Source organism: Nocardia yamanashiensis NBRC 100130, assembly GCF_001613325.1.
GTDB classification, from domain to species: domain Bacteria; phylum Actinomycetota; class Actinomycetes; order Mycobacteriales; family Mycobacteriaceae; genus Nocardia; species Nocardia yamanashiensis.
This window is the reverse complement of record NZ_BDCD01000031.1, coordinates 15653-32918: the sequence shown is the minus strand read 5'-3', so window position 1 is coordinate 32918 and position 17266 is coordinate 15653. Positions and strand designations below refer to the sequence as shown.

At 66.7% G+C, this 17266-nt stretch carries 17 protein-coding genes; 2 read left to right on the top strand and 15 right to left on the bottom strand.

Annotation, left to right across the window (positions count from 1 at the left end; translation table 11 throughout):
• Positions 1 to 84: 84 nt before the first annotated feature.
• The 14 genes from NY1_RS32315 to NY1_RS32250 form a co-directional block, all read right to left on the bottom strand.
• On the bottom strand, positions 85 to 990 hold the full coding sequence (locus tag NY1_RS32315; protein WP_067720944.1) for an SDR family NAD(P)-dependent oxidoreductase: 906 nt from the start codon (positions 988 to 990) through the stop codon (positions 85 to 87).
• A complete protein-coding gene (locus NY1_RS32310) occupies positions 927 to 2249 on the bottom strand; it encodes an NAD(P)/FAD-dependent oxidoreductase (protein ID WP_067720943.1) in 1323 nt (440 codons plus the stop codon). Before NY1_RS32310 ends, NY1_RS32315 begins: the two co-directional genes overlap by 64 nt.
• 153 nt (positions 2250 to 2402) lie before the next feature.
• Positions 2403 to 2891 (bottom strand): Rv1363c family protein, encoded by a 489-nt coding sequence (locus tag NY1_RS32305; protein WP_067720942.1) that lies wholly within the window; start codon positions 2889 to 2891, stop codon positions 2403 to 2405.
• Positions 2888 to 3730 carry an Rv1363c family protein gene (locus NY1_RS32300; protein WP_157762596.1) on the bottom strand — a complete coding sequence of 281 codons (843 nt, stop codon included), beginning with the start codon at positions 3728 to 3730 and terminating at the stop codon, positions 2888 to 2890. Before NY1_RS32300 ends, NY1_RS32305 begins: the two co-directional genes overlap by 4 nt.
• A complete protein-coding gene (locus NY1_RS32295) occupies positions 3727 to 5136 on the bottom strand; it encodes an MCE family protein (RefSeq protein ID WP_067720940.1) in 1410 nt (469 codons plus the stop codon). Before NY1_RS32295 ends, NY1_RS32300 begins: the two co-directional genes overlap by 4 nt.
• Positions 5133 to 6368, bottom strand: a complete 1236-nt coding sequence (locus tag NY1_RS32290; protein ID WP_067720939.1) for an MCE family protein — start codon at positions 6366 to 6368, stop codon at positions 5133 to 5135. The genes NY1_RS32295 and NY1_RS32290 overlap by 4 nt, the downstream gene beginning before the upstream one ends.
• Positions 6365 to 7597 (bottom strand): MCE family protein, encoded by a 1233-nt coding sequence (locus NY1_RS32285; protein WP_067720938.1) that lies wholly within the window; start codon positions 7595 to 7597, stop codon positions 6365 to 6367. The genes NY1_RS32290 and NY1_RS32285 overlap by 4 nt, the downstream gene beginning before the upstream one ends.
• Positions 7594 to 8661: an MCE family protein gene (locus tag NY1_RS32280; RefSeq protein ID WP_067720937.1), complete on the bottom strand. Its 1068-nt coding sequence runs from the start codon at positions 8659 to 8661 to the stop codon at positions 7594 to 7596. Before NY1_RS32280 ends, NY1_RS32285 begins: the two co-directional genes overlap by 4 nt.
• On the bottom strand, positions 8658 to 9689 hold the full coding sequence (locus NY1_RS32275; RefSeq protein ID WP_067720936.1) for an MCE family protein: 1032 nt from the start codon (positions 9687 to 9689) through the stop codon (positions 8658 to 8660). Before NY1_RS32275 ends, NY1_RS32280 begins: the two co-directional genes overlap by 4 nt.
• Positions 9689 to 10933: an MCE family protein gene (locus NY1_RS32270; RefSeq protein ID WP_084535754.1), complete on the bottom strand. Its 1245-nt coding sequence runs from the start codon at positions 10931 to 10933 to the stop codon at positions 9689 to 9691. The genes NY1_RS32275 and NY1_RS32270 overlap by 1 nt, the downstream gene beginning before the upstream one ends.
• Before the next feature lie 8 nt (positions 10934 to 10941).
• A complete protein-coding gene (locus NY1_RS32265) occupies positions 10942 to 11793 on the bottom strand; it encodes an MlaE family ABC transporter permease (protein WP_067720935.1) in 852 nt (283 codons plus the stop codon).
• Positions 11794 to 11797: 4 nt separating this feature from the next.
• Positions 11798 to 12562 carry an MlaE family ABC transporter permease gene (locus tag NY1_RS32260; RefSeq protein ID WP_067720934.1) on the bottom strand — a complete coding sequence of 255 codons (765 nt, stop codon included), beginning with the start codon at positions 12560 to 12562 and terminating at the stop codon, positions 11798 to 11800.
• Between the two features lie 302 nt (positions 12563 to 12864).
• Positions 12865 to 13767 carry a 3-oxoacyl-ACP reductase gene (locus tag NY1_RS32255; protein WP_067720933.1) on the bottom strand — a complete coding sequence of 301 codons (903 nt, stop codon included), beginning with the start codon at positions 13765 to 13767 and terminating at the stop codon, positions 12865 to 12867.
• A gap of 44 nt (positions 13768 to 13811) precedes the next feature.
• Positions 13812 to 14000 carry a ferredoxin gene (locus NY1_RS32250; protein WP_067720932.1) on the bottom strand — a complete coding sequence of 63 codons (189 nt, stop codon included), beginning with the start codon at positions 13998 to 14000 and terminating at the stop codon, positions 13812 to 13814.
• A 154-nt stretch (positions 14001 to 14154) separates the two neighbouring features.
• On the opposite strand from NY1_RS32250, the gene NY1_RS32245 reads away from it, so the two are divergent.
• On the top strand, positions 14155 to 15348 hold the full coding sequence (locus tag NY1_RS32245) for an acyl-CoA dehydrogenase family protein (RefSeq protein WP_067720931.1): 1194 nt from the start codon (positions 14155 to 14157) through the stop codon (positions 15346 to 15348).
• A gap of 20 nt (positions 15349 to 15368) precedes the next feature.
• Positions 15369 to 16490 carry an acyl-CoA dehydrogenase family protein gene (locus NY1_RS32240; protein WP_067720930.1) on the top strand — a complete coding sequence of 374 codons (1122 nt, stop codon included), beginning with the start codon at positions 15369 to 15371 and terminating at the stop codon, positions 16488 to 16490.
• A gap of 65 nt (positions 16491 to 16555) precedes the next feature.
• Here the strand turns inward: NY1_RS32240 and NY1_RS32235 are convergent, their stop codons facing one another.
• Positions 16556 to 17251, bottom strand: a complete 696-nt coding sequence (locus NY1_RS32235) for a maleylpyruvate isomerase family mycothiol-dependent enzyme (protein ID WP_067720929.1) — start codon at positions 17249 to 17251, stop codon at positions 16556 to 16558.
• Positions 17252 to 17266: the final 15 nt, after the last annotated feature.

Below are 17266 nucleotides of genomic sequence, written 5' to 3'. Positions count from 1 at the left end.
CTCGACCCACCGAGTGACTGTGGTCAGCTCGGACTCGGGGCGAATGTTCGATTTTGTCGGTTTGTCAGTTGTCGATCGGACTGGTCAGTGCAGGCTTCGGTGCTCGTGCAGGAGCTGTTCGGATCGGCGCCAGAGTTCCGCGGCCCGCCGGTCGTCACGGGCCGCGCGGGCCAGCCGGGTTCGTGCCGGAGGGCCGGTCATGCCCAGGAAACCGCCGGGGCCGTAGTAGGAGCCGCTGGTCAGGCCGGCCGCGGTCGCCGCGTACAACGAGGGCCAGGCCCCGCGGTCGGCGTCCTGCCCGACGGCCCGGGTGATCAGTTCCCAGGCAATGTCACCCGAGCGGGTGCCGGTGTGCATACCGGCGGTGGTCCGGCAGATACCCGGATGCACCGCCAGCGCACGCACGCTGGATCCACTGTCCGCCAGCCGATTCCGCAGTTCTCGTACGAACAGCAGATTGGCGAGCTTCGACTGGCAGTACGCGCCGAACGGCGAATACGACCGCCGTTCGAAAGCCGGATCGTCGTAGTCGAGCCGGCCCAGGTGCAGCAGGCCGGTGAATCGATAGGTCATGCTCGACACCACGACCACTCGATCGCGAATCCGCCCGAGCAGCGCGGTGATCAGGGCGAAATGGCCCAGATGGTTGGTGGCGAACTGCAATTCGATGCCGTCTGGGGTCAGGCGTTTGGGAATCGTGGAGACGCCGGCATTGGCGATCACGGTATCCACCGGCTCGCAGTTCGCGGCGAATTCCCAGACCGAACCGAGATCCGACAGATCCAGCCGCCGCAGTTCGGCGCGCGCACCCAGCTCGGCCGCGACCGGCCGCGCCTTCTCGATATCCCGGCAGGCCAGCACGACCCGGGCGCCGCGCGCCGCCAGCACCCGCGCCGTCTCGGTACCGATACCGCTGCCGGCGCCGGTCACGATGAACGAGCGCCCGGATTGGTCGGGGATGTCGTCGATGGTCCATTCGTTGCCTGCCAAGCCGTCTCCTTTGTTCGCACCGCCGCATGCCGCCAACGCCGGATATTCACGGCTAGGACCTTCGCCACGATGCTCGGGGCGAGGAGGGTCAGCGGGGAGCGGTTGCGGGTTCCTACCGCGAAGAATCGTGCGGCGACATCGGCGTCCGCGCACGCGGCGGCATAGTAGGCCGCCAGGATGGGGAAGAATTCACGCCGCCGGCTGAAGTCGACGGCTGCGTGCTGATGCAGTAGCAGCCGGGTCCGGTGCGTGCGTTGATAGCGGCGGGCAGCGCCGTCGATGCCCCTCGGATCCTTGCGCCGCAATGGTTCTCGAACGGCGTCGGCGAGCCATTCGGCGGATTGGAACGCCCAGCCGCAGCCGGTGCCGACCAGCGGGTCGGTGACCATGGCGGCATCGCCGATCAGGGCCACCCCGGGCGCGGTGAGCCGGTCCCGGATGATGCTCGGATAGTCCCGGGTGCCGATCACCGGGCCGATCCGGGTGGCGCCGCGGAAATCCGGTGCGTCCGCGACGCCGTCGAACTTGCGAAGCAGCGCCTCGGCCCGATCGCCGTCGTCGAACTCGGCGAGTCCGTCCTTGTCGAAAAGCCCTCCGACGCCGACGATTCCGTCGTCGTTGAGGGTGACCGACAGGACGTCCGGTTCCAGCAGCCAGGTTCGCAGCTCCCGGCCCGCGGGTATCTCCACACCGGTGTAGTAGGCGTAATAGATGAACCGCCGGTTGGGCAACTCGCGGGCGGTGAGCCCGGCCAGCGCGGCCACCCGCGAATGCCGACCGTCCGCGCCCACCACCAGCCGGGCCGAAATATGCCGTGGGGCACCATTTTCCAACACGGTGACGCCTTCCGCACGGCCGTCGCCATCGAGCTCCAGCGCGACCGCTTTGGCCCCCAGAACGAGATCGACCCCGGACGTGCGCGCCGCGATATCGCGAACGAGCGGGTCCAGGGTCTGTCGTCGAATGTTGTACCCATGTGCGGGTCTGTCGTCCGCACCCGGATCGGTGAGCCAGCCGAATCTGGTCCAGTGATTGTCGATCGCCGGTACCGCGCCCGCGGCGCGCACGGCGTCCTCGATCCCGAGGCGGCGCATGGTGGGTACCGCGCTGGATCGGATCGAATGCGTGCACAGCCGTTTGTATTCGTGCGCGTTTCGATGGGCTTCCAGCAACGCAACCCTGAATCCATTGCGCGCCAAGAGAATTGCCGCACCGCATCCGGCCAATCCAGCCCCGACGATGACGACGTCGTATTCCATGCGAACTCCCTCCCCGAACCTGACTGTAACAGGTTCTTGTTTGGTTGTCCGTCGAATTACGTTGTGCCCCAACCGAAGTCGAGAATGCAATTGCAAAAGAAAACGCGCGCGGTGCCTACCGCGCGCGTTCCCCCGGATTGCCGGTCGATCCGATCAGACCGGGGTGACCGCCTCGGCCAGCCACCGATCGTGATTCTTGGTGAGCTCCACGCGCACGCGGGAGCTGGTGATGGTGCCCTGCGGCTGGGTACCGCTGGTGGTCACCTGGTTCGCGTACACCAGCACGGTCGCCGCGTCCTTGGACGAGCTGATCACGCCGGTGGCCTGCACGGTGGCGCGCACCGTGAGCTGCTTCTCCTTGGCGCCGGGGATCACCGACTTCTCGATCAGCGTGAGGTAGGTGTCGCGGAAGTCGCCGGTCAGATGATCGGCAGCCTTGGGCAGTTCCCGCTCGGCGGTGCCGTAGTCGTAGGAGAACAGTGCCTCGACGGTCTCGCCGGCGGCCGCGACCGCTTCCGAACGGGCCTGTTCCCCTTGCCGATCCGACCAGAACTGCCAGCCGACCAGCGAGGAGATGACCACGGCGGCGGTGAACAGGATCCCGGCGGCGGCGAAGAGCACGGTGCGCTTGTCGAATCTCATGCCACGAACTCCAGTTTCGATGCGGTGACGCTGCCACCGTTGCGGCTGACCGTCACCCGGAAGCGGTAGTCCTTCTGCTGCGGCTTGTCGAGGCCCGCATTGGAGATGGTCTGCTGCGCCAGCACCAGGATGCGCGCCGAATCGGCGTCGTCGCTCTCGATGGCGGCGTCGAGCACCACCCCGGTGGACTGGATCTTGACCTGCTGGAAGACCGCCTTGTACAGATCCTTGTTCTGCGTGTACTCGTCCTTCAGCGAACCGGACGAGACCGCGAGCAGCCGATCGATGTCCTCACCGGCGGTGCCGTCCTTGACCGTAGTCAGGTTGATGACGGCCTGCTTGGCGACCTGGATGTACTCGGTGCGCCGATCGGCGAGGGCGTCGGCCCGGCGCTCGTGATAGAAGTACACGCCGCCGGAGCCGATGAGCACCAGCGTGGACACCAGGGCGACGATCGCCGCCGCCACGCCGAGCTTGTCCAGCGATCCGAACGGATTGCGCGACTTGGCCTTCGGCGTCTCGTCCGCATCCGCACCGGCGGCGGCCGGAACAGCGGTCACGGGCGCGGCGCCGGTCTTGGTCAGCTCGACCACGGAAGTTGTTGCGGCGACCGGGGGTTCGGGCGCCGACGCGATGACCGGCTCCGGTTCGGTCGCGACCGGAGCGGTCTGCTCCGGCGCGTCCGACGGAGCGGCTACCCCAGCGGACTCGGTGCGCTCGACCGTCTCGGAGCCGGTTGCCCGGTCCGCGACGCCGCCGAGCTCGTCCTCCACCGGCGGGCCGACCTCACGGGTGGCGCGCCGCCGAGTACGACTTCCGGCTGCTGGGGTGTTGCTCATCGTAACTGCTCCTCAAGCATTTCCTGCCAACTCGACGGCACTCTACTGGTCCCATCGGGACCGATATCGCCTTGCCGATACGTACGGCCATCGGGTCCGAGGAATGTACCCGTCTTCGGATCCGACTGACCATAGAAGGCTGCCGGTTGGTTGCCAAGCAGATTCTCTTTGGGTTGTCCGTTGTTGTCCACTGCCCGCGGCTGACCGGTGGGCGGGTTGTCGCCCACGGGCTGGTAACCATTGGGGTCGCGGCACAGCTCCGGCGTCGGAGCGCGCTTGCCCGGCACTTCCATACAGGGGGTGTTGCGGATACCGCGTACCGCTTCCTTCGCGTTCTGCGCGACCTTGCAGTACAGGTTGTCCGGGGTGTCGGCCGGGCTGAGATCGGCCGGGGACCGCCGCTGGTCGGCCGGCAGGAAGCCGGTCAAGCAGCCGGGCGGATCGTTGAGGCCGAGCATGAAGTCGACCATCGCGCCGTACTGCACCGGTCCGCGAATGGCGGTGAGCAGGCCCGCGAGCAGCGGCGGGTACACGACCAGCACCTGTTCGATACCGGCGTGATAGGTCACGCCGACCTGTCCGACGCTGACCATATTGGCCAGCAGCAGCGGCATGGTGGGCTTCAGGTCCTGGAAGGTCTGGGTGACCCGCTGGGCCGCGGCGGGCGTGCGCTGCAACAGCTGTCGCAGCGACGGATCGTGCTCGCGCAGCTGATCGGTCAGGGTGGCCAGGTCCCGGGTCCAGCTGCGGACCGACTCATCGGACTGCACCTGGGTGTCGAGCAGCGGGCCGAGCTTGGCCAGCAGGTCCTTGGTCTGTTCGGTGTTCGCCTGCGCCTCCTGCACCAGCAGCGAGGCGGAGTCGATGAAGCGCTGCAGATCCGGTCCGGCGCCGTTGAACGCCGTGAACGCCGCCTCGATGACTTCCTGCAGCTTGGTGTCGGCGACCGTGGACAGCAGCCGGTCGGCCTGATCCAGCATCGCGCCCACGTCCTGCGGCAGCTGGGTGCGCTCGACCGGAATCACCGAACCATCGTGCAGCGTCCCGCCTTTGGCGTCATCGGCCGGAATCAGGTCGACGTACTGTTCACCGACCGCCGAGACGCTCTTGACATAAGCCCGCACATCACTGGGGATCTTGTAGTCGCTGTCGATGGACAGCTTCGCCGCAGCCCCCTGCGGAGTCAGGGTGATATCGGAAACCTTGCCCACATTGGTGCCGCGATAGGACACGTTGGCGGTCTGGTACAGCCCGCCGGTAGCCGCCAATTGGACTGTGACGTCATATCTTCCGATGCCGAACATGGCCGGCACGTGCACGTAGCTACCGGCCATGGCGGTCAGGCCGATGATGGTCAGCACCGAGAAGATGGCCAGCTGCACCTTGACGAATTTGGTGAGCTTCATCGTCCGGCACCCCCTTGCGAATCAGCGGGAACGGTCAGACCCGGAATGGCCGGCAGACCCGGAATGGCGGGCAATCCGGGAATGGTCGGCGACGGGCTGGTCGACTCGGCCTTCGGTTGCAGCGGATCGGTGATCGGATTGCCCTTGCCCACGGCCGTGGGCGGCACCCCGTAGCCGAGGGTGGCCTGGGCGCCGCCGAACGCGCCGCCCAGCGGCGTGCCGGTGAGCCAGTTGGAGTCCAGCCGGGCCCCGGTGAGGTCGACCGTCATCCAGAGGTTCATGTAGTCGCCCAGGATCACCTTGTCGATGTTCCGGATCGGGAACGGGAAGCTGAGCAGCCATTCCAGCGAGGTGGCGAGCTTGTCGCCGGTGGAGGCCAGCGTCTGCAGCGCCGGTTCCAGATTCGCGATGTCGGCCTTCAGGTTGTCGCCGGCCTGATCGATGATCCGCTGCACGATCGTGCTCAGATCACCCAGCGAGGTAAGGGCTTTGGTGATGTCGGCACGCCGGTCGGCGAGCACGGTGAGCGCCGGGTGGATGGTGGTGATGGCGGCGGTGACCTGGTCCTTCTGATTGGACAGGGTCCCGGCCACGCGATCCAGCCCGCCCATGGCGGCGATGATGTCGCCGGTCTGCTGATCCAGCGTGCCGGCCAGCTCGTTCAGCTGCGGCAGCAGATCGCGGATGGCGTCGGTGCGCCCGGTGAAGGCGGCATTGAGTTCCTTGGTGATGGTCTCCACCTGGGACATGCCGCCGCCGTTGAGCACCACCGACAGCGCGGACAGAGTCTGCTCGGTGGTCGGGTAGGCGCCGGCCCGCGCCAGCGGGATCACGTCGCCACCCTTCAGGGTGCCTTCCGCGGGCTTGTCCTTCGGCGCGGCCAGCTCGATGTGATTACTCCCCAGCAAGCTGGTCTGGCCGATCTTCGCCTCCGCGTTGGCGGGCAGTTGCACGCCCTTGTCCAAGCCGACGGTGACCAGCGCGTGCCAGCCTTCGACCCGGATGCCGGTGACGGTGCCGACGGTCACGTCGTTCACCTTGACCGGCGAATTCTGGGTCAGCATGGTGACATTCGGCATCTGGATGTCCACCGACCAGGAGCCGTCGCCGGTGCCGATCTGCCCCGGCACCGGCACCGAGTTCAGTCCGTCCCACTGACAGCCGGCGGTGCCGAGCGCGGCGACCAGTCCGATCGCCATGCCGGTCAAGCGAATCCGTCGCCCGCTCATCATCGTGCTCCTCCCGGCATGACCAGATCGGCGAGAGTCTGCGGCGCCGCGGCGGACGCCTGTCCCGCCAGCTCCGGGGTGCTGTAGGTGAGCTGCCCGGGGAAGGCGTTCTGCTCCGTCGCCGGATTCACCAGCAGCGACGGGTAATTCATCATGAGCGAGTTCAGCACCGGGCCCAGGTATTCCTTGCACAGGTCGGCGGACTTCTGCGAGTCGTCGGCCTCCATGGCCTCGACGGCGCCGCAGAGGAAGGCGACCGGATTGCCGAAGTTCGGCACCGCGAGGGTGCCGGTCAGCGTGCCCTGCGCCGGCTTGTAGAGCTGGTAGAAGTTCACCAGCGCGGTCGGCGCGGAGTGCATGATGCGCTCAAGTTCGGGCTTCTTGTCGGCGAGCGTCTGGGTGACGTCGGCCAGGCGCTGGACGCTCTCGGTGAGGTTGTCACCGCGGCTGTCCAGGAAGCGCTTCACATCGGCGACCGCGGTGTCGAGACTGTCCAGCCCCGTGCCGAGATCGGTGGACACACTTGCCAATACCGACGAGACCGAGGCCAGCCGGCCACCGAACTGCACGATCTGCTCATTGGACTTCGACAGCACGTCGACGAACTGCTGCAGATTGCGAATGGTGCCGAAGAGGTCGTTGCGACCGTCCGACAGCGTCTTCATGGTGTTCGACAGTTCGGTCAGGGTGTCCCGGAACGACTGCGCGTTGCCGTTGCCGAGGTTGGCGGCAGCGGTATCGATGGCCCGCCCGAAGGAGCCCTGCTTGTCCTCGCCGATCGGTCCGAGCGCGGTCGACAGCTTGGTCAGTTCGGCCTTGATGTCGTCCCATTCCACCGGGATCGCGGTGCGCTCCAACGGAATCGAGCCGCCGTCACCCAGCTTGGCGCCGCCGGTGTAGGCGGGTGCGAGCTGGATGAACCGCGCCGACACCAGCGACGGCGAGACGATCACGGCCTTGGCGTCGCTCGGGAGATCGACACCGCGGTCGACGGTGAGCTGCACTTTCACGCCGCCGGCGCCGGGCTCGATCGAGTCGATGGTGCCGACCTTCACGCCCAGCACCCGCACCTCGTCATGGGCGTACAGCCCGTTGGTGGAGGGGAAATAGGCGGTGATGTGCTTCTTGCCGATATCGGTGACCAGCCCGTAGACCAGGTACCCGGCCAGTGCGACCACCACGGCCGCAGCGGCCAGCCGCGTCCAGCGCGGCAGCTTGCGAATCGCGTTCATCGCGGCGGCTCCTTGGGCTGCGCGGGATCGATCGACAGACCCGGCTCGTTGAGGTACTCCTGGAAGGTCTCGGGCAGCCGCTGCGGCCAGACCATCGCGTCGACCAGCACCCGGATCGGGCGGCTCTCGATGTTCGACAGGTACGCCTGGAAGTACGGGCCGCTGCCGACCTGTTCACCGAGCGCGGCCTCGAACGGCCCGAGGTTCTCGAGCGCGGTGCCGATGTTGTCCTTGTTCTTCTGCAACAGCGCCAGCACCGAATTCAGTTTGTCCAGTGTCGGTTTCAGCTGCGCCTCGTTGTCGTTGACGAAGCCGGTGAGCTGCTGGGCCAGACCGTTGATGTACACGATCAGCTGGCTGATCGCGCTGCGGCGGGCATTGAGCTCACCGAGCAGGCTGTTGCCGTCCAGCAGCAGCGAGTTGATCTGGGTGGCCCGGTCGCCGAGCACCTTGGTGACGTTCTGCGCGTGCGACAGCAGCTCGGTGAGCGCCTGATCACGGGTGTTCAGGCTGCGCGAGAGCCGGGACACGCCGTCGAGCGCCGACCGCAGCGGAGCGGGCGTATCGGCGAAGGCCTCGGAGAGGGTGTCCAGGGTCTTGTTCACCTGATCGGTGTCGAGGCCCTTCACCGTGGTCGCCAGATCACCGAGCGCGTCGGTGAGCGAGTACGGAGAAGTGGTGCGGTCCAGCGGAATCGTGTCGTTGCCGTGCAGCGCACCGCCGCCGGTCGGGGTGACCTCGAGCGACTTGCGGCCCATCAGGGTGTTGGTCTTGATGGCCGCGGAGGTCTTGTCGCCCAATGTGATCGACTCGTCGAGGGTGAAGCGAATCTTCACCTTCGCCCCGTCCAGCTTGACCTGCTCGACCCGGCCGGAGCGCACCCCGGCCACCTGCACCGGATCACCCGGCAGCAGGCCGCCGGCATCGGCGAAGTAGGCGCTGTATTCGGCGCCGGACCGCACGAACGGCAGCCGGTCGAACTGCAGGGCCGCCAGCGAGACCGTCATCACCAGCACGATGCCGACGACACCGATATTGATCAGGGGAGAACGCTGTTGGTTCATTTCTTGGCGCACCTTCCCGTGAACTGCCCGCCCGGCAGCTTGACGAGCTGGGTCCCGCCATTGGGTGCATCGATCAGCAGGTTCGTGCCGCACACGTACATGTTCAGGAACGAACCGTAGGAACCGATCCGGATGAGGTTCTTGTAGGCCACCGGCAGCTGATCGAGGATGAACTGCAGATCGTCGGTGCGGTTGTCGAGGTTCTCCGAAAGCTGGCCGACCTGTTCGACGGTCGACTTCAGATCGGGCCGCACTTCCTTCAACAGGGCGGTGAGATCGCCTGTCGCGCCGGCCAATCGCGGCAGCGCCGCACCGATCGGATCCTTGTCCTCGGCCAATCCGCTGACCAGGCGCTGCAATTCGGTGAGCGTGGTCGCGAAGTCCTGGTCACGCTGATCGATGGTGGCCAGCACCGTGTTCAGGTTGGTGATGACGCTGCCGATCAGGGCGTCCCGGTCAGCCAGGGTCTTGGTGAACGAGCCGCCGCTGTTCAGCAGCGAGACCAGCGTGCCGCCCTGCCCCTGGAACACCTGCAGCAACGCCCCGGTCAGGTCGTTGACCTGCTCCGGATTCAGGCCGCGCAGCAGCGGTTTGAACCCGCCCAGCAGCATGTCGAGGTCGAGCGCCGGCTTGGTCTGCTGGGTGCCGATGGTGGCGCCCTTGCTCAGCGCCTGCGCCGTCCCCGGGCCCTCCAGCAGTTCCAGGTAGCGGTCGCCGACGAGGTTCTCGTAGCGGATCGCGGCGGTCGTGCTGGTGTAGATGCGGTACTTGTTGTCGATATCGAAATCGACGTGCGCCAGCTTGTCCTTGCCGACGTACACCCGCCCCACCGAACCGACCGGCACACCGGCGATCCGGACCTTCGCACCGGGCAGCATCCCGGACGAGCTGGTGAACACGGCGTGGTAGCCGGTCGAGAACGAGAAGCGCATCTGGCTGAAGACGATGCCCAGTCCGGCCAGCACCAGCACCATGACCAGGGTGAAGATGCCCAGCTTCACGGTGCTCGCATGCGGTTTGATGCTCATCAGTTGGGCACCCCCGGCAATCCGGCGAACAGCAGTTGGAACACCTTGGGGCCGTTGAGATGCGTGCTCGTCGGCGGGGTCCAGACCTCACCCTGCGAGGTGTCGGTCACCAGGTAGTTGGCATGGCTGCCGGGCACTCGGTCGAGAATCCCCTCGCAGTGCGGGCCGCCGGTCGCGTTCACCTTGGGCAGATCCTTCGAGTAATCGTAGGGAGTGCCGCCGGGCATGAAGTTGGCGTTCAGCGTCACCCATGGCCCGTCGCCACCGAAGATCCGGTTGCCGTCCGGCAGTGCGTTCGCGGCGCCGACGACCAGGCAGTAGATGCCCGAGCGGTATTCGTTGAGCAGTTCGGCGGTGGGTCGCAGCTGATCGAGCGCGGTGATCAGGTTGGCCTCGTTCTCGCCGAGCACGGAGCCGGTGGTGTTCGCCAGCCCGATCACGTTGAGCAGGACGTCGTTGAAGTTGTCCTTCTCGTCCACGATGGTGGCGCTGGTGACGCCCATGTTGTCGGTGGTGCGCAACAGGTTCGGCACCACGTCGGCGTACAGATTGGTCACCGGCACCGAGGTCTGCAGATCGCGGCGCAGGTCGGGCAGGCTGGGATTGATGTCCTTCAGCAACTGATCGCTGTCGACCAGCAACTGTCCCAGCTTGTCACCGCGGCCCTGCAGCGCGCTGCCGAGCGCGGTCAGCGTGGCGTTCAGCTTCTCCGGCTCGACCTTGGCGAGCACATCGTTGAGATGCTGGAAGACGGTGTTGAACTCGACGGTCACCGCGTCGGCGCGCACGGTCGAGCCGGCCCGCAGCGATTCCGTAGACGGATTCTGCGGAGCGATGAAGTTGATGTATTTCGCGCCGAATACGGTGGTGGACTTGATATCCACCATGGCATTGGCCGGCACCATCTTCAATTTGTCCGGATCCAACGCCAATTCGATCCGGGCGCCGTCGGAAGTATTGGTAATCGCGGAAACTCGACCGATTTCGACGCCGCGGATTTTCACCTTGGCTTCCGGATCGAGCACCAGGCCGCTGCGCGGCGCGGCCACCGTCACCTTGACGGTGTTCTCGAAGCCGCCGGCGAACATCACCAGGCAGATCGCCACCACGGCGACGATGCCCAGCACCAGGCCGAGCCCGGCCAGTTTGATCGCCCATCCCTGTTCGAGAGTTCGCTTGGGCCTTGGTTTCTGCGCGAAAGCCGGACCGATCGGGTCCGGGGTCACGCCTGTCTGTGTCGCCATTCGCCGCCCTACCCGGAGAGATGGAAATTGCCGGAGGTGCCGTAAATGGCCAGCGAGATCAGCAGCGTCACCATGACGACCGCGATCAGAGAGGCGCGCACCGCGTTGCCGACCGCCACGCCGACGCCGACGGGACCGCCGGCGGCGTGATAGCCGTAGTAGGTGTGGATCGCCATGACGGCCAGGGCCATGAAAATGGCCTGGGCGAACGACCACAGGATGTCACTGGGGATCAGGAAGGTCTCGAAGTAGTGGTCGTACACACCGCCGGACTGTCCGTAGATCACCACGGTCGCGAAGCGGCTGGCCATGAACGAGGCGATGATCGCGAGCGAGTACAGCGGAATGACGGCGAGCATGCCCGCCAGGATCCGGGTGCCGACGAGGAACGGCAGCGGCCGGATGGCCATGACCTCGAGGGCGTCGATCTCTTCGGAGACCCGCATGGCGCCCAATTGTGCCGTGGTTCCGGCGCCCAGCGTCGCCGCCAGGCCGATACCCGAAATCACCGGCGCCGCAATGCGAACGTTGATGAAGGCGGCGAAGAAGCCGGTGAGCGCCTCGACGCCGATATTGCCGAGCGAGCTGTAGCCCTGCACCGCGATGACACCACCGGCAGCCAGGGTGAGGAAGGCGACGATCACGACGGTGCCGCCGATGACGGCGAGAGCGCCTGTGCCCATGGAGATCTCGGCGATCAACCGGATGGTCTCGGTGCGGTAGTGCACGAGCGCCTTGGGCACCGAGGCGATGGACTGCGCGTAGAAGACCGCGTGTTTGCCGACGGAGTCGATGCTGTCCGACATCCGCCGCACCCGCCGGGACACCCGGGGGAAACGAGATTGGATCACGAAAGCCATGGGATCACCGCGCCGTGAACTTGATGCCAACGGCGGTGACCACCACATTGACGACGAAGAGCGCCATGAAGGCGAAGACGACGGTCTGGTTCACCGCGTCGCCGACGCTCTTGGGACCGCCCTTGACGTTCAGGCCCAGGTAGCAGGCGACGAGTCCGGCCACCAGACCGAACAGCATGGCCTTGACCTCGGAGAGGATGACCTCGGGCAGATGGGTCAGCAGCGTGATGCCGTTGACGAACGCGCCCGGGTTCACATCCTGGAGGAAGACCGAGAACAGGAAGCCGCCCAGAATGCCGATGGTCGACACCAGGCCGTTGAGCAGGAACGCCACGAACATGGAGGCGAGCACCCGCGGCACCACCAGGCGCTGGACCGGGTCGATGCCCAATACCCGCATGGCGTCGATCTCTTCGCGAATGGTGCGCGCGCCGAGATCCGCGCAGATGGCGGTGGCGCCCGCGCCGGCGACGATCAGCACGGTGACCATCGGGCCGATCTGGGTGACGGAACCGAAGGCCGCGCCCGCGCCCGACAGGTCCGCCGCGCCGATCTCGCGGAGCAGGATATTGAGGGTGAAGCTCACCAGCACGGTGAACGGAATCGCGACCATGAGTGTCGGAAACATGGACACTCGCGCGATGAACCAAGCCTGATCGATGAATTCCCGTCGCTGAAACGGGGGCCGTACCGCGGCGCGAGCGACATCGCCGGCGAGTTCGAAGAACCCTCCGACCGCCCGCAGCGGTACGGCAAGGACTTCATTCATTCCCGCTATTCCTCCTGCCCCTGCCTAGCTATAGCACCCGAGATCAGAATGTGATCTCGGTCCCGCCCAGAGATTAGAACACGTTCTCGTGCCGTCTGGGAAGGTTTCAATGGTTTTGAACAGGGAATCTTTCTGAACTCTTGACCAGTTTCCAGAACGTGTTCACTCCAGAAGCTACGTCATGGTAGTGACACCTTTGTGAGCCGCCACACATAGTTGATCCCCATTCCTACCAACGATCGATCGCGTGATCAACCGCAGGGTGGGGGCGGGCCGCCCCCACCAACTGAAGTTAGGACTAACTAACCGAGATCCATCAGCGATGACGCGGAAAACGTGGCGGCCGAAGGGCGTTCGGCGAAATAGCCGCCCAGCGACGCGGCCAGACCCTCGCGGGTCCACTCGCCCTCGGTGTCGAAGCGCTGCTCCACCACCGGGGCGGCCATCAGGGCCACCATCGGACCATAGACGACGAAGAGCTGACCGTTGACCGACTCGGCCGCGGGGGACGCCAAATATCCCACCAGGTGGGCGACGTGGTCGGGCGAGAGCGGATCGATGCCGTCCTCGGGGGCCGCGGAGAAGACCTTCTCGGTCATGGCGGTCCGGGCCCGCGGGCAGATGGCATTGGCGCGCACGCCGAAACGCGACAGCGCACGAGAGGCGGACAGGGTGAGGGCGGTGATGCCCGCCTTGGCCGCGCCGTAGTTGGCCTGACCCTCGGGGCCGAGCAGACCGGCCTCGGAGGAAGTGTTGATGATGCGGCCGTAGACCGGGCCGTCGGCTTCCTTGGACTTGCCGCGCCAGTAGGCGCCCGCATTGCGGGTCAGCAGGAAGTGCCCGCGCAGATGCACGGCGATCACCGCGTCGAAGTCCTCGTCGGACATATTGAACAGCATCTTGTCGCGGGTGATGCCGGCATTGTTGACCACGATGTCCAGGCGGCCGAAAGTGTTCTCGGCGGCGGCGATCAGGGCGTCGGCGGTGGACCGTTCGGCAATGCTGCCGGCCACGAATTCGGCCTTCACGCCCAGCGCGCGAATATCGGCGAGGGTTGCGCTGACCGCTTCGTTTTCGGCAAGGTCGTTGACGATGACCGAGGCGCCGGCCCGGGCCAGTTCGAGGGCTTCGGCCCGGCCCAGCCCGGCGCCCGCGCCGGTGACGATCGCAACCCGGCCGGCAAGACTTGTATCAGAATCGCTCACCGGCCGACTCTAGAACGTGTTACACCCGGCGAGCAAGGCTGACATCAGACGATCTTGAGAGCGGCCTTCGGGCACTGCAGCACGGCATCGCGGACATCGTCCTCGAGTCCGGCCGGAACCTCCTGGCCGATGATGTGCAACTGGTCGTCATCATCGAGTTCGAACACGTCGGGGGCATATCCGACACAGATTCCGTTCGCCTCGCACTGGTCGAGATCGACGGTGACCTTCATAGCTGACTCCTTAACCACAGGTGTTGCCCGAGCCTAACAAGCAGAGGCGGGGCCGGATAGGAAGTCAACCCTCATTTGCTCGCCATACTGGAACATGTTTCACCTGCTGTGTCATGATCGGCCTAACCGAGAAACGAAGGCTTGAGGTACTGCTATGCGGATCGCATACACGCCGCAACAGGAACAGCTGCGTGCTGAGCTGCGTGACTATTTCGCCAAACTGATCACTCCCGAACGGCGGCAGGCGCTTTCGGCCCAGACCGGTGAGTACGGCGAAGGCAATGTCTACCGCGAGGTCGTGGCGGAAATGGGCCGCGACGGCTGGCTCGCGCTCGGCTGGCCCAAGGAGTACGGCGGCCAGGATCGCTCCACCATGGATCAGCTGATCTTCACCGACGAGGCCGCCATCGCGGGCGCCCCGGTGCCGTTCCTGACCATCAACTCGGTGGCGCCGACCATCATGCACTACGGCACCGAGGAGCAGAAGAAGTTCTTCCTGCCCAAGATCGCCGCGGGTGAATTGCATTTCGCCATCGGCTATTCCGAGCCGGGCGCGGGCACCGACCTGGCCTCGCTGCGCACCTCCGCGGTGCGCGACGGCGACGAGTGGGTGATCAACGGGCAGAAGATGTGGACCTCGCTGATCGCCTACGCCGACTACGTGTGGCTGGCGGCGCGCACCGATCCGAATGCCAAGAAGCACAAGGGCATCTCGATGTTCATCCTGCCCACCACCGCCGAGGGCTTCTCCTGGACGCCGGTGCACACCATGGCCGGCCCGGACACCTCCGCCACCTACTACCAGGACGTGCGGGTCAAGCACTCGGACATGGTGGGCCCGGAGAACGGCGGTTGGTCGCTGGTCACCAACCAGCTCAATCACGAACGCGTCGCGCTGACCTCGTCCGCGCCGCTGGCCCTGGCGGTCGCGCAGACCACCGAGTGGGCGCGCAATACCAAGACCGCCGACGGGTCCCGGGTCATCGATCAGGAATGGGTGCAGATCGCGCTCGCCCGCATCCACTCCAAGGTCGAGTACCTCAAGCTGCTGAACTGGGAGGTCGCCTCGCGCGCCGATGCCGGCGGGGATGCCGCGCCGCGCCCGTGGGATGCCTCCACCTGCAAGGTGTTCGGCACCGAACTGGCCACCGAGGCCTACCGCACCCTGATGGAGATCCTCGGCCCGCAGGCCTACCTGCGCCAGGATTCCGCCGGCTCGCAGCTGCGCGGCCGCCTGGAGCGCATGCACCGCGCCTGCCTGATCCTGACCTTCGGCGGCGGCACCAACGAGGTGCAGCGCGACATCATCGCCATGACCGCCCTCAAGCAGCCCGCCGCGGCGCGTTAATCGAAAGCCGGTTATCCATCATGGATTTCACTCTCACCGAAGCTCAGCAGGACCTGGCGCGGCTCACCGCCGAGGTGACCGGCAAGCTCGTCACCGCCGATCGCCTGCGGGAACTGGACAAGAACACCGACGCCGACGGCAATCCCACCGTCCGCTTCGACGCCCCGCTGTGGGCCTCGCTCGCCGAAACCGGCGTGCTGGCCGCCGCGCTCCCGGAAACCGTGGGCGGCAGTGACTTCGGCGCGCTCGAGCAGTCCGCCATCCTGCGCGAACTGGGCAAGTCCGTCGCCGCCGTGCCGTACCTGTGGTCGATCGTGCTGGGCGCCGGCGCGCTGGCGAAATTCGGTTCCGCGGACCAGGTGGCGCTGGCCGCGCAGGCCGCCACCGGCGAGGTGGTGCTGACCGCGGCGCTGGCCGAGGAGCGCAACTGGGATCCCGCCAAGCCGGTCACCACCGCCGCCGACGAGAACGGCTGGCGCGTCACCGGTCTCAAGACCACCGTGCCCTTCGCCCGCCAGGCGGCCCGCGTGCTGGTGCCCGCCACGGTCGACGGCGCGGTCGCGGTCTTCCTGGTCGATCCGGCCGATGCCACCGTGCGCGTCGCGGACCAGATCGTCACCGACCGCTCCCCCGAGGCCGAGCTCGAATTCGCCGGTACCCCGGCCGAATTGGTCGGCACCGTGGAGCAGGGCGCGCAGATCCTGACCTGGCTGCTCGAGCACGCCTGGTTCGGGCTGGCCGCCACCCAGCTCGGCACCATCGAGAAGGGCCTGGAGCTGGTCGCCGACTACGCCCGCGAGCGCGAGCAGTTCAATCGCAAGATCGGCAGCTTCCAGGCCGTGGCGCAGCGCCTGGCCGACGCCTACATCGACGTGCAGGGCGTGCGGCTGGCGGTGCAGCAGGCCGGCTGGCGGCTCGCCGAGGGCCTGCCCGCCGCGAACGAGGTGCACACCGCCAAGTTCTGGGCCGCCGAGGCCGGTCACCGGGTCGCCCACACCGTGGTGCACGTGCACGGCGGCGTCGGCATCGACCGCGATCACATCGTGAACCAGTACTTCACCGCCGCCAAGCACAACGAGTTCGCGCTCGGCGGGGCCACCGAGCACCTGCGCGCGCTGGGCAGCGCCTTCGCCGCGGAGTAGTTCCGGACCCGGCCGCGGCGGTGACACTTCAGGTGTCACCGCCGCTTCGCTTTTCGAGCGGCGCGCTACGGCACCAGCGGCCCGGCCAGCACCCGCTCCCCCGCGGCCCGATCGCCTTCCCAGGACAGCGTCGGATCGGTCGCGGGCTTGCGCGCCCAGAGCGCGAGCAGCAGATCCGACGCGGTCCCGGCGATCTCCGCGACCGGCTCGCCCGGCCCGTAGGTCCAGCCCGGCCCGGTGTCGGTGGCCCGGACCCGCAGCGCCACTTCGGGTTCGGTGGCCAGGCCGCGCTGGATCATGCGCGGCGCGAACAGCTCGAACACCTCGGTGATGCCGTCCGCGGCCAGGTCCACGTCGAACGGGTACGGATAGCCGAGCGCGTTCTGCCCGTCCCACAGATGCATGAGCGTCTCCTGCGCCCGGCGCCGCCGCCAGAACCCGACGGTGCGCGGCAGCTGCCGGGTGAACGTCCAGGCCGGGGTCTCCGGATCCACGGACAGCGCAGTCACGATGGCGTCGGAGGTGGCGTCGAACCAGGCGCGCAGCTCGGCCGGATCCTTGGGCGCGGGCTCGCCCTGATAGTCGCCGCGGCCCTCGGCGACCGCCGTCACCACCCACATATTGCCTTGGCCGACATGGTCGACCAGGTCGTAGAAGGTCCAGTCACCGCAGGAGGTCACCGGCGCGGACAAGGCGACGCCGGGGGTGATGAGTTCGCCGAAAGCGGTCAGCTTGTCGCGGAGTACCGCCAGGAAATCCATGTGGGTCACGGTAAC

Coding starts and splice junctions, on each gene's coding strand:
- NY1_RS32310 (WP_067720943.1), bottom strand. CDS start 2,249: ATGGAATACGACGTCGTCATCGTCGGGGCTGGATTGGCCGGATGCGGT.
- NY1_RS32305 (WP_067720942.1), bottom strand. CDS start 2,891: ATGAGATTCGACAAGCGCACCGTGCTCTTCGCCGCCGCCGGGATCCTG.
- NY1_RS32300 (WP_157762596.1), bottom strand. CDS start 3,730: ATGAGCAACACCCCAGCAGCCGGAAGTCGTACTCGGCGGCGCGCCACC.
- NY1_RS32295 (WP_067720940.1), bottom strand. CDS start 5,136: ATGAAGCTCACCAAATTCGTCAAGGTGCAGCTGGCCATCTTCTCGGTG.
- NY1_RS32290 (WP_067720939.1), bottom strand. CDS start 6,368: ATGATGAGCGGGCGACGGATTCGCTTGACCGGCATGGCGATCGGACTG.
- NY1_RS32285 (WP_067720938.1), bottom strand. CDS start 7,597: ATGAACGCGATTCGCAAGCTGCCGCGCTGGACGCGGCTGGCCGCTGCG.
- NY1_RS32280 (WP_067720937.1), bottom strand. CDS start 8,661: ATGAACCAACAGCGTTCTCCCCTGATCAATATCGGTGTCGTCGGCATC.
- NY1_RS32275 (WP_067720936.1), bottom strand. CDS start 9,689: ATGAGCATCAAACCGCATGCGAGCACCGTGAAGCTGGGCATCTTCACC.
- NY1_RS32270 (WP_084535754.1), bottom strand. CDS start 10,933: ATGGCGACACAGACAGGCGTGACCCCGGACCCGATCGGTCCGGCTTTC.
- NY1_RS32265 (WP_067720935.1), bottom strand. CDS start 11,793: ATGGCTTTCGTGATCCAATCTCGTTTCCCCCGGGTGTCCCGGCGGGTG.
- NY1_RS32260 (WP_067720934.1), bottom strand. CDS start 12,562: ATGAATGAAGTCCTTGCCGTACCGCTGCGGGCGGTCGGAGGGTTCTTC.
- NY1_RS32250 (WP_067720932.1), bottom strand. CDS start 14,000: ATGAAGGTCACCGTCGATCTCGACCAGTGCGAGGCGAACGGAATCTGT.
- NY1_RS32245 (WP_067720931.1), top strand. CDS start 14,155: ATGCGGATCGCATACACGCCGCAACAGGAACAGCTGCGTGCTGAGCTG.
- NY1_RS32240 (WP_067720930.1), top strand. CDS start 15,369: ATGGATTTCACTCTCACCGAAGCTCAGCAGGACCTGGCGCGGCTCACC.
- NY1_RS32235 (WP_067720929.1), bottom strand. CDS start 17,251: ATGGATTTCCTGGCGGTACTCCGCGACAAGCTGACCGCTTTCGGCGAA.